The organism is Candidatus Lariskella endosymbiont of Epinotia ramella (assembly GCF_964019805.1).
In the GTDB taxonomy this organism is placed as follows: domain Bacteria; phylum Pseudomonadota; class Alphaproteobacteria; order Rickettsiales; family Midichloriaceae; genus Lariskella.
Genome location: NZ_OZ026472.1, coordinates 795,382 through 807,340 on the forward strand (window position 1 = coordinate 795,382; position 11,959 = coordinate 807,340).

The 11,959-nt window shown below is 34.8% G+C and carries 8 protein-coding genes and 1 pseudogene; 4 read left to right on the forward strand and 5 right to left on the reverse strand.

Translation table 11 applies throughout. The features are described 5' to 3' along the window. Positions 1–126: 126 nt before the first annotated feature. Positions 127–1,440 (reverse strand): anhydro-N-acetylmuramic acid kinase, encoded by a 1,314-nt coding sequence (locus AACL20_RS03470; RefSeq protein WP_339052642.1) that lies wholly within the window; start codon positions 1,438–1,440, stop codon positions 127–129. 514 nt (positions 1,441–1,954) lie between these two features. On the opposite strand from AACL20_RS03470, the gene AACL20_RS03475 reads away from it, so the two are divergent. Next, positions 1,955–2,896, forward strand: coding sequence for a hypothetical protein (locus AACL20_RS03475; protein ID WP_339051668.1), 942 nt, complete (start codon positions 1,955–1,957; stop codon positions 2,894–2,896). Positions 2,897–2,914: 18 nt separating this feature from the next. On the opposite strand, the gene AACL20_RS03480 is transcribed toward AACL20_RS03475, so the two are convergent. After that, a protein-coding gene (locus AACL20_RS03480; protein WP_339051669.1) for an IS5 family transposase occupies positions 2,915–3,735 on the reverse strand; the annotation gives its coding sequence in 2 pieces (ribosomal slippage) (positions 2,915–3,348 and positions 3,348–3,735; 822 coding nt in all). A 237-nt stretch (positions 3,736–3,972) separates the two neighbouring features. On the opposite strand from AACL20_RS03480, the gene AACL20_RS03485 reads away from it, so the two are divergent. The 3 genes from AACL20_RS03485 (at position 3,973) to alaS (ending at position 8,852) form a co-directional block, all read left to right on the forward strand. After that, positions 3,973–4,632: a hypothetical protein gene (locus AACL20_RS03485; protein WP_339051670.1), complete on the forward strand. Its 660-nt coding sequence runs from the start codon at positions 3,973–3,975 to the stop codon at positions 4,630–4,632. Positions 4,633–4,714: 82 nt separating this feature from the next. Beyond that, entirely contained in the window at positions 4,715–5,782 is a 1,068-nt protein-coding gene (rodA, locus tag AACL20_RS03490; RefSeq protein ID WP_339051671.1) for a rod shape-determining protein RodA, read from the forward strand. A gap of 463 nt (positions 5,783–6,245) precedes the next feature. Continuing rightward, positions 6,246–8,852, forward strand: coding sequence for an alanine--tRNA ligase (gene alaS, locus AACL20_RS03495; protein ID WP_410519935.1), 2,607 nt, complete (start codon positions 6,246–6,248; stop codon positions 8,850–8,852). A gap of 363 nt (positions 8,853–9,215) precedes the next feature. On the opposite strand, the gene AACL20_RS03500 is transcribed toward alaS, so the two are convergent. The 3 genes and pseudogenes from AACL20_RS03500 to AACL20_RS06930 form a co-directional block, all read right to left on the reverse strand. Then, entirely contained in the window at positions 9,216–11,030 is a 1,815-nt protein-coding gene (locus AACL20_RS03500; RefSeq protein WP_339051673.1) for a ribonucleoside-diphosphate reductase subunit alpha, read from the reverse strand. Between the two features lie 160 nt (positions 11,031–11,190). Next, a complete protein-coding gene (locus tag AACL20_RS03505) occupies positions 11,191–11,553 on the reverse strand; it encodes a ComF family protein (protein WP_339051674.1) in 363 nt (120 codons plus the stop codon). A 192-nt stretch (positions 11,554–11,745) separates the two neighbouring features. Then, a pseudogene (locus AACL20_RS06930) lies at positions 11,746–11,937 on the reverse strand (double zinc ribbon domain-containing protein); the annotation flags it as partial. Between the last annotated feature and the right edge of the window lie 22 nt (positions 11,938–11,959).

An 11,959-nucleotide genomic window follows, 5' to 3' on the forward strand; every position in this document is an offset into this window, starting at 1 on the left:
ATAGGTAAACCTTTTTATATTCCAGAAAAATTTGCTATACACTCAGATGATTAATTTGCAACTCGGGTTTTAGTGTCGAATATAAGTACAAAAATTAGTCTAAAGAAGCGGCCCTGTATTTCGACACTAGTAAAAGCAAATTGTACCACCACTGACAGGTGTTTTGGTGCCAGTAGTTGATGGGAATGTAATTGGTAGATTCAACAGAGAGCGAACAGATAGGTAACCGAATGCATATGCTTCAATCATATCACCATTAAATAAATCAAAATTTGTTGATTGGTTGTTTGATGGTTGTATTTCGTCAATTAAAGTCACATCTATTTGTATGTTATTTGATTTTGTATTAAAAGTTAATTCTTCTTTGTGTTCTATCTTTGGTAAATCCTTTTTTGTGTTTGCTTCCTCTACTTGTGCTTTTCTAGAAATTTTTTCTTGTGTTTTGCAGTTTAGTGAAGCACGAAGTCTATGCATAATGTGTTCATTGCGACGTCCTCCTCCGCATACAATTATTTGCTTGGGAATCTTAGGCAGAGATAGTATGGACTTTTTTATCCCTATTACTATACACTCAGAAAGTGTTGCCATTGCATCCACTGCGCTCATTTCTTTTAATATATTCCCTATTGAGTTTTGCAGGTGATTTCTGTCCATTGATTTAGGCGGTGGCTTTGAGAAAAAAGGGTCGTCGATGATTGTCATAGCTATTGTATAAATGACGGAGCCTTTCGCAGAAATGGCGCCGCGATCATCATATCTTACTCCAAAGGTTTTTGCAGCAATGTCATCAATCATAGCATTTCCAAAGCCAACATCTGAAGCTATGATATCTTCTCCATCTATATATGTTATATTGGATACTCCTCCGATGTTAAGAAATACGATTGGCGAATTTTGATTAGTATTTTTCTCAATATATTTTGCTAGAAATTTGTGAAAAATTGGGACCAGTGGTGCGCCTTGTCCACCATTTGCAATGTCTCTTCTTCTGAAATCACTAATAACATTAGTTTTGATTAGCGTTGAAAGAAGTTGAGGGTCTCCAATTTGATTTATGATTTTTTCTTGAGGATTGTGATATAAAGTTTGTCCGTGCAGACCAATTACATCTATTTTTTCGTTATCAATTCCATTAGATCTAAGAAAATCTGATATTGCTCTTGCATGTTCTATAGTCAAATCTCTTTCAAGTATAAGACGCTCCCTATTTTCTTCAAATGCATTGAGTCCATTTTGATAATCTATACTTGATATTCTTGAATATTGCTCCATTAAAAATTTAATTCTTTTTTGTAGTGTGCTACTGTATTCATAAACTTTTCCGTAGCAGGATTTTACTATTTCCATTCCATCGGTTTCTATCAAGCATACATCTACACCATCACAAGACGTACCGCTCATAGTACCAATTGCATTATATATATTGTCTAGCTTTTGCATTAATTACCACTAAATAAAATCTTAATTTTTTAGTTTTGCTATAGCAGCATAACAATTTTAATTTGAAATATTATATCACTTATTACTCGTTTAGAATACAATTTATAAGTTATATATTTATACGAGCATACAGTGTTTGAATAAAGCTGCAATTACTGGGCAGTTTGTTGTTCTTTATAGAATATGTCAAAATTTAAATAGTGTTTCGGTTATAAATTTTGATTTGCAATATTATGCGAGTTATTGTATATAATACAGCATTATTTAGCTTAATATTGCTATTTATTGCATAGATTGATTGCATATTATGCTGAATATATATAGTATGTTTTGTTATGCCGTCTTTAACTGAAAAATGTTAAAACAGAATTAATAAAGAGGGGATTGTATGGATTATATTCGAAAGATAATTGCATTGTGCTTGTTTTTTATATTCTCATGTGGAGGTTTTGCATTTGCTGAAGATTGCATTGAGCAACGTTACGTTTTTGAACTTGGCTCAGGCACTTCTAGAATGACTACCTATTTATTTAACAAATGTCATGGGAATATCATAAAGGAAGTAGAGCATTTATCTAGAAAGATGGCATATCAAGGCTGTATCTCTAAATCTCCAGATAAAAAAGTGGATGAGAATTGCATTAAAAATGGTATAGCGACGATAAATGAGATGAAGAAACTGAATCAAGTAGACTGTAAATCTAGTAAATGCACTGGTTTTGCGACTGCTTGGGCCCGTAAAGCTTCAAACACTAGCGAAGTTTTGAAAAAGATAGAGGATTCTACAGATGTTCATGTATATGCTATATCGCAGGAAGAAGAAGCTAAGATGGCGTACATAGTAACACAAGAGATGTTATTACAAAAGGGAGAAATTACGATTGATGATCCAAATATCCTGCTAATTGATATAGGTGGCGGCAGTTATCAAATCACATCGGTAGATCCAAAAACGAAGCAAAATTTAATATATAAAGGTAATACTGGTACTGAAATTTTAACACGAGAAATGAAAGTACGGTTTCCACAAAAGAAAACATCTATGATTGAATGTTCTTCTCTAAATGATATTTATAAGTTTTATGATAATAAAGTAAGAAAAGCTCTCTCTGAAGATAAGGCGATAATGTCTTTGATCAAGAATAACCCTAAAATGAAAGCTTATGGATTTGGTAGCGGTATAGTTTCTGGTTTAAATATTGAATTTGCTATTGCAAGCCCTGTGAAGCTGAAGGATCTAGAGAAAATAAATCAAGCAATCTGTGGTATGTCATTTGACAATGTTGCTAGTTTATATCCTAAAAGCAAGAGAGAATATATGGATACTACGCAATCTATGTTTTTCCTTTTGCATGCAATTATGAAGGGGCTTGGAGTGAATGAAATACACACAGCAGGTAATGTGAACTCTGGTTATTACATAGTAAAGAAAGATGAATATTGGAGTAATCAATAGACCTCTTGCATAACCTATTTAAAGCTCAAAGTTATAGATACCAGCAAGTAAATTAAACCTTAAACCGAATCGTTTTCTTCTGTTCCTATAACGATCAGCGATAATTTTAAATCGTTTGATCATGCCTATGACGTTTTCATTTAAAACACGTTCACTAGACAATTGACGATTTTTCTTTTTATCTTTCCTGCTTAGTGGTCGCTTTTTTGTCTTTTTCTTTGGTAACTCTGAATTATAATGCAACTTATCAATGCCTTGATAACCAGTATCTGTAAGAACTTTAATCTCAGGGTGGATGTGAACTCCGGATTCTTTAAATAACCTGAAATCATGACGCTTGCCATTAGAAAAATTAGTGCAAATGATTTCTTTTTTCCTTTTATCCACAATAAGCTGAGTTTTTAGAGTATGTCGCCTCTTTTTTCCCGAATAAAAGTGCTTCTGTTTTTTTTAGGTCGTTCTATCGGTGTTTCAGTAGCATCAATTAACACAAGTTCGTATTCAGAATCGCTTTTTAGTAATGCTTTACGTCCAGGTAGTGAAAATCGTTTATCTTTAATTAGAGTATCTTCAATCCAACGTATATTACGATAACAGGCACTTTCACTTATTCCATAACTGCGGGAAATATGAAAATATGTCCTGTATTCACGCAAGTACTCAAGCGTCATGAGTAATCGATCTTCTAAAGCCAATTTATTGGGTTTTCCACCTTGAGACTTTAAAATAGCTTCAGCTTCTTTTAATATACTTAGTATAACTTCAAACGTTCCTCGTTTAATGCCAGTAAGCCTGCGAAACTCTTCTGCGTATTCATCTTTGATGTTTTCAAACTTCATGTTATCCTTGATAAAATCAAGGATTTTAATCAATTTATATGGTTATGCAAGAGGTCTATTCAATTTTCCGAAAAATTTATTTATGCAGCAAATCGATTATTGACGAAAGGAGTAATTAGAGGTTTCATAAATTTACCAAGTATAGTATCGTGCAGTGTTAGCATGAAGTGTTATATTTTTAAATTATGAGTGGAAGACTGTGCTGGCTATATACTTGTAAATAAGTTGGAGTAATTCATGGTTGATTTGTTATTGAGCGAAGTACGAGAAGAGATAGCAAGAGAAAAAGCTGAAAGGTTTCTTATAAAATATTGGAAAATTATTTTTGCTGTACTTTTGTTATGTATAATTTCTGGTATTTCATATATTTGGTTGCAGTATCATAAGAAAAATAAGATCTATGCTGATGCAAGTGTATTTATTGAGGCAATGACACAGATGCAATCTAGAAACACTGATTTTGGGCTTATTGTGTCAAAACTAGAGAATTTATCATCAAAAAGCTCAAATTACGCTATGATGGCTAAGTTATACCTTGCATGGTTTTATGATGGAAAAAAGGAAGTGGATAAAGCAACATCAATATATGATTCTATATCAAATGATGAAAGTGTTGATATGACTTTTAGAGATTTTTCAAAGATACTTTCTCTTAATCTAAAAATTCGTTCGAAGACCATAGAAAACAAAGATGCTATCAATGAGCTTGATCAATACATCGAAACAAATCCAATATATGTTTCCAGTGCTCAGATTATACAGGCTTCTTTATTACTTAAAGAGAATATGCAGGATAGAGCTAGAGAGGTATTGGATAAATTATTAACTAACCCAAATGTTGGCTATCATACGCGGCAGACCGCTATGTTTTTATCTACCAATGTACATGAGCAGTAGCACATATTTTTAAGCAGGTGTTTAAAAGATGCGCCAAATAAGAGATGATTTACATTACTCTGGATTTGCGGTAGCACATTCCATGATAATATTTCTTTTACTTGCGTTGTGTGCAATTGGCCTTGTGCTATTGTATTCGGCAGCTGGTGGCTCTTTAAATCCCTGTGTTAAAAAACAGTTTTATGTGCTATTGTTATTCCTACCGCTTATATATGTAATTAGATACATAGATACTTCTTTTATATTTAATTCTGCTTATTACATCTATTTTTTCTGTTTATTTTTGCTTGTCATGGCAGAGGTTCTTGGGCATTATGCGATGGGCGCGCAGCGGTGGATAAGATTTGGTATGATAAATTTACAGCCGTCTGAGTTTATGAAAATAGCAATGGTGATAATGCTTGCACATTATTTCCATGAAATGCATTCTTCTCAAATATTAAAGTTAAAATTTTTACTGATGCCAATTGCTATGCTTTTGCTTCCTGTGTTTCTTATACTTAAACAGCCAAATTTAGGTACTGCAATAATTACACTGGCAATTGCAGCTGGTATATTTTTTGCATCAGGGGTAAGACTAGTTTTTTTTGCAGTGCCTATAATTGCTGTTATTGCAAGCTTGCCGATAATTTGGAATTTATTACATGCTTATCAGAAGAGGCGGATAATGACATTCCTAAATCCTGAATCGGATTTGCTTGGGGCAGGATATAATATTATGCAGTCAAAAATTGCTATTGGTTCTGGTGGTTTTCATGGGAAAGGATTACTAAATGGAACTCAAAATCAGTTGAGCTTCTTACCAGAAAAACATACCGACTTCATATTTACATTGCTTGCAGAAGAAGCTGGTTTTATGGGATGTATGTTTGTACTTTTGCTCTATACACTTTTGATTTTGTGTTGTTATTATATAGCGCTTTCTACTCGTCATCAATTTGGGAGACTGGTTGTGTGTGGAATTGCAACAATGCTCTTTGCGCATATCTTTGTAAATGTTGGTATGGTATCTGGAATGTTGCCTGCTGTTGGAATACCGCTGCCATTTCTGTCATATGGGGGCTCAAATCTAGGTGTGATGTTACTTGGATTTGGGCTTGTACTAAATATACAGAAACACCAAAAGCATATGTTAAATCAAGAGATTTAATACCAGTGTTGGTAGGATTTAGCATTTTTGCTATGCACTTGGTAAAGTGCACGCGCGCGGATTTTAATGGCATGATTTTTTAGAGTACAAGTGAGTTTTTGAGTCAAATATTATAGCTAAAGCGCTACAAAATATGCATAGCAAACGAGGAGTTAGAATAAATTTTTATTCGCTTAAAATCGACAATATAACTCTATTTTAGGTGAGAGGCTGACTTAAATTTTATCAAAAAGACAAAGCATGGCATGACTCTTTTATGCTGCTTTGGCTATATATTTGTGATGAAGTTAACTAAGTAATAATTGAAAATCAGGTCAAATGAGTCTGCGAAAGTGACTTTGCCGGCATGGCCTAATGTATGATGAATTTTGTAATTGAGGCTTTTTAGACTTACATGTATTTCATCATATTTTATAGGCTGCGTGAAATTATGCTAACTTTGTAATAATTTTATTTAACTTAAATAAGTGATATGAAGCTAAGTGATATTAGAAAGAACTTTTTAGAGTTCTTTTCAAACTGCGGTCACGAGATTGTAGAATCTAATTCTCTGATTCCAACTCAAGATCCGACTTTAATGTTTACAAACTCAGGTATGGTTCAATTTAAGAACTATTTTACTGGAGTGCAGGTACCTACTTTTAAAAGAGCGGCAACTGCTCAGAAATGCGTTAGAGCAGGTGGGAAGCATAATGATTTAGATAATGTTGGATATACTGCAAGACACCATACATTTTTTGAAATGCTGGGGAATTTTTCATTTGGTGATTACTTTAAAGCAGAAGCGATTGAATTTGCATGGCGCTACATAACATCAGAAATTGGATTGAATAAAGAAAAACTTTATATCACAGTATATCATGACGATGAAGAAGCTTTTGGTATTTGGAAGGCACTGACTGGTTTTGCAGATGATAGAATCATAAGAATTGCAACGAGTGATAATTTTTGGTCTATGGGAGAACTTGGACCATGCGGTCCGTGTTCTGAGATCTTCTATGATCATGGTGATAAGTATTTTGGAGGGCTTCCTGGGACAAAAGATGCAGATGGAGATCGCTACATAGAAATTTGGAACCTGGTTTTCATGCAGTATGAGCAATGTGAGGGTGGCATAAGAAAAAATCTTCCAAAGCCTTCGATAGATACAGGTATGGGGCTTGAGCGTATTGCAGCTGTACTGCAAGGCAAGAATGATAATTATGATATAGATTTGTTTCAGTCATTAATAGGTGCTGTAAAATCTTTAGCTGGTGATGTTCCAACGAATGCTTCGCATAAAGTGATAGCAGATCACTTGCGCGCATCATGCTTTTTGATTGCAAGTGGCCTTACACCATCAAATGAGGGTAGAGGATATGTGCTTCGTAGGATTATGAGAAGAGCCATGAGGCACGTGCATAGCCTTGGTTATATGGATGCTATGATGTACCGCCTTGTTCCAGCATTAATCAGCGAAATGGGAGATGCATATCCTGAACTCAAGCGTGGAGAGCATTTTATTATATCTACTTTAAAGGAAGAGGAAGAAAGATTTAGTGAGACTTTGGAGAGAGGATTGAGATTATTAAATGCTAGTACTGATAAGATCCCGCAGGGCGGTATAATGGATGGAGAAGTAGCGTTTAAGTTATATGATACATATGGATTTCCTCTAGATTTAACAAAAGATTTCCTCCGCGCGCGAGGTATTATGCTTGATGAAGCAGGTTTTGAGTCGTGCATGCAAGAACAAAAGGAAAGAGCGAAGGCTGCTTGGGTTGGTTCTGGTTCTAAAGCGGACGATTTATTATGGTACCAAATATATGATGAGTTTGGTGCTACAGAGTTTATAGGATATTTAGATAAAGAAGCTATTGGTAAAGTCGTGGCAATAGTGCAGGAGGGAAGGCTGGTTACAGAAGCTGCAGCTGGAGAAGCTATAGTGATAGTAAATCAAACGCCATTTTATGCCGAGTCTGGAGGGCAGGTGGGTGATACTGGTGTTTTGTCCGGTCACAAAGTATCAAACACCCAGAAGTATGCTGATAAATTGTTTGGTCATCATGTAACTTTGCAAGCAAATATTTCACCTATTCGTGTTGATGAGCAGGTAAATCTGGTGATAGACGATGAAAGAAGAAGCAAGATTAGAGCAAATCATTCTGCTACTCATTTGTTACATCTTGCGCTAAGAGAAATTTTAGGTGCTCATGTAGTACAGAAAGGTTCTATAGTGACGGATATAAAGCTTAGATTTGATTTCGCGCATAATAAAGCTCTTTCTCTAGATGAGATTAAAAAAATAGAAGAGCGAGTAAATTCAATTATTATTGCGAATATAGCATCATGTACTGAAATCATGCCTCAAGAGGCTGCGATTGAAAGAGGTGCGGTTGCTCTCTTTGGTGATAAATATGATGACAAAGTTCGAGTTGTGCAAATGGGTGATTCGATGGAGTTATGCGGTGGAACTCATGTAAGTAGAACTGGAGATATTGGTTTCTTCAAAATAGCTAGTGATTCATCGATTGCATCTGGTGTTAGAAGAATAGAAGCGTTAACTGGTATGATTGCTTTAGAATACGTATCTGACAAGTTGAAGGTGCTAAATGCATTATCATCAATAATGAAGTGTCAAGAGCAAGATTTGCCAGAAAAATTGGAATTACTTACTAGCGCGAAGAGGTCATTAGAAAAGGAGTTGCAGGATTTGAAATTGAAGAATTTAGCAAATACAAATCTGAACGAAGAGGTAATAAATTCATCAAGGTGTTATATAGCTTATATCTCTGATATTGCACCTAAAGATGTAAGAAGCGTTGCTTCTATAATAAAAAATAGAATAAAAGATGGTGTTCTCATAGTTATTTCAAAGGATGGGAACATTGGAAATATATTTTTACAGATTTGCAATACTCCTAAGTTTGCTGCCAATGAGATTTTGAAAAAGATGAGTGAGTATGAAGACTTAAGAGGTGGTGGAAATAAAGAGTTTGCACAAGCCAGCTTCTCAGGAATTAGCGATGGTGAGTTACTAGAGATTTTAAGAAAGGTGCTTTTAAGCATGTTGCTGCCGGTTTTGATATAGAAGTGCTAAAATAAAGGTGCAGTCCCACCATTAAACGATTCTATTTTTGTGGATAAGTGAAAGTTAAATGTGCAACAATTAGCCATTAAGGCTGCCATGCGCTAATTTTCGGATATATTAATTGGGCCTGTACTGCAACGCTACTTTCACAAAATCCGTAAGGGTTTTGCGTTTATTATAACATTTTCTTACGGATTGAAAGTGCTATTTTGGCGCTCCAGGCATCATTTCATGCCTGCTTAGAGACTTTTAGCACGCGTACTATATAATTTGTCCTGTCCCTAGAAATACTACTTAATAACGTCATAACTCTAAGAAGCGCAGGATTTATATTGGTTTCAAGCAATTACGACTGTTATTAAATCATTGACACGCCAAGCATTCTTCGTCATTTTTATCGTTTTGAATAAGGCTCATTTGTAATTGTATAGCATGTTCTGTATGTGTCATATTTTCTAGAGATACTTTATCAGCACGCTGCAACGACTTAGAGCGCAGGTAATACATACTCTTTACACCTTTCTTCCATGCTTGAAAATGTACCATGTGTAGCTCTCTTTTACTCACATTTGCAGGAAGAAAGATGTTGAGCGATGAAGCTTGATCTATCATCGGTGTTCGATCTGCTGCAAGGTCTATTAACCACCTTTGATCTATCTCAAATGCTGTTTTAAATACATCTTTTTCGTGTTGAGTCAAGAAATCAAGATGTTGTACAGAACCTTCATGATTCATAATAGAAGACCATATTTCTTCTATATCTTTACCCTTAGAATGCAATAGTTTTTTTAGATGCTTATTAAGTACACTAAACGAGCCTGTAAGTGTTTTTTGTGTATATGTATTAGCACTATAAGGTTCTATACCAGGAGATGCATTCCCTGCTATAACTGAGATCGAAGCTGTTGGTGCAATTGCGGTCTTATGGCTGAATCTTTCATTGATTCCGGCATCTTTTGCATCAGGACATGCGCCTTTTTCTTCTGCAATCATTACAGAAGCTCTATCTACTTCCTTTTTGATATGTGTAAAGAACTTTTTATTTAATGATTTTGCTACAGCAGATTCAATAGGAACCATATCCTGCTGCAGCTTGGAGAAAAATCCCATAACACCAAGGCCGACACTCCTTTCTCTTGAAGCAGAATAAGCCGCATTTGCATGTTCTTCAGGTGAATTTTTTATAAAATCTTCCATCACATTATCAAGAAAACGCATCACATCAGGTATGAATAACTCATTCTTAGACCATACATCAAAATATTCTAAGTTAAGTGAGGATAGACAACAAACAGCTGTTCTTTGTTTGCCAATATAATCTTTGCCAGTAGTGAGTGTGATCTCACTACAAAGATTTGAAGTCTTAATTTCTAGATTATGTTTTTTATATATGTCAGACTTTAGTCTATTTACTGTATCTATAAATACAACATATGGTTCGCCTGTTTCAACACGTGCAAGTAATATCCGGATCCACAGGTCTCTAGCTTTAATAACTGAGGCAATGCGTCCATCCTTAGGACTTTTTAAGTGCCAAGACGTGTCATTTTCTACTGCTTCCATAAAAGCATCTGAAATTAAAACTCCATGGTGCAAATTAAGCGATTTTCGATTAGGATCTCCACCAGTTGGGCGTCTTATCTCTATGAATTCTTCAATTTCTGGATGCCAAACTGGCAAATATACAGCAGAACTACCACGTCTTAAACTCCCCTGCGAGATTGCAAGTGTTAGCCTATCTTGTACACATATAAATGGTATAATTCCAGATGTTTTTCCGTTATCTTTAACCTTTTCTCCAAGCGCTCTAACATTACCCCAGTATGTTCCTATTCCTCCTCCTTTTGCAGCAAGCCATACATTTTCATTCCAAACATCAACTATGTCACTTAGACTATCAGAAACCTCGTTTAGAAAACAAGAGATTGGCATACCACGTGTTGTCCCTCCATTGCTCAAGATAGGTGTAGCTGGCATAAACCACATCTGACTTACATAGTCATATATTCTTTGAGCATGATCTTGGTTATCTGCATAGTGGCGTGCAATCCTTGCAAATAAATCCTGAAAACTCTCTCCATTTAACAAATATCGATCAGTAAGCACGGCTTTTCCGAAATCTGTCAAAAAATCATCACGTTTATTGTCTATATTGATTTGATAAGGTACATTTTTCATAAATTTCCGTATATGATACTTGAGCTGATCATGAACATATTGCGCTATATATAGCGTAATACTGCTGGATATTCTCTATATATTGTTGTATATAGCTTGCATATAAAAAAATCAAGAGTTTAAATATCTTTTATTTATGAGATATTTTACAATAATAAAGTCAAGAAAATTTTTTAACAGTTTTTGCAATTGTGAAAATAGCAACATCACTTGCATCATTTGCCAGCAACACTTTTGTACACTCATTAACTGTAGATCCGGTTGTAAAAACGTCATCTATAATTGCTATTTTTTTACCCTTTATTTCTTTTAAGTATCTACAATTTACTTCAAATGCTCCACTTATAGAAGTTTGTCTAATGGTTTCATTAAGTGTCATTTGACTTGCTGTGTTTCGTGTTTTGACAAGTGCATCTTCTATATATTTGATTTTTAGCGTATGCGCAACTTTTACTGCAAGTATAGATGATTGATTATATCCTCTCTCCTTTAATCTTAAGTAATGCATAGGCACAGGAATCACAACATCGCAATTCTTTATATTCTCAGCAAACCTATTACAAATTAATTTTGCGAAGAATTGTGCTATCTGATAGTAAGTAGAATACTTTAGTTTATGTATCAACTCTCTTGTCACAGATTCATACACAAAAACAGATTTTGCGGTAGAGTATTGATGTTGTATATGCAAACAATTTATGTCACATTTTTGCTCCAGTGCTATAGACTGTATTGGAAGAGAACACTTGGCACAATTGGGTTCTGTTATAAAATCCAGTTTCTTCCAGCAAAGATCGCACATTGTATATGCTTCAGTTATTTCGGAATTGCATGCAATGCATTCGGGTGGAAATAATATATTTAAAAGCTTATTCAAATAAGCGGTAGGTAGTCTAGAAATTTTCATGAGTTTGCCAGGTAGGTGGATG